The following is a 229-nucleotide window of genomic DNA, read 5'->3' as shown; positions in this document are numbered from 1 at the left end:
CTTTCGGCGCACAGCGCCGGCACCCGGGCGATGGTCGGGTACGGCATGGAACCCACCGCGGCACTCGTGTTGCAGCAGCTCGGAGGCGATCCGGACGGATTCGCGGCGCGTCGGATCACCCCGCCGATCGCGGAGGACTCCGACATGATCATCACGAGGAGCGAGCGGCACCGCGCCAAGGTCATCCAGCTCGCACCGCGCCGGCTGCGGGTGACGTGCGGGCTGCGCG

1 pseudogene is annotated in these 229 nt (G+C 71.6%); it reads left to right on the top strand.

Annotation, left to right across the window (positions count from 1 at the left end):
• A pseudogene (locus tag NVV99_RS27055) lies at nucleotides 1–229 on the top strand (protein tyrosine phosphatase); the annotation flags it as partial.

Origin of the sequence: Rhodococcus sp. PAE-6 (assembly GCF_025290685.1) — a bacterium.
Lineage (GTDB): Bacteria > Actinomycetota > Actinomycetes > Mycobacteriales > Mycobacteriaceae > Rhodococcus > Rhodococcus pyridinivorans.
This window is presented reverse-complemented; position numbering and strand designations above follow the sequence as displayed.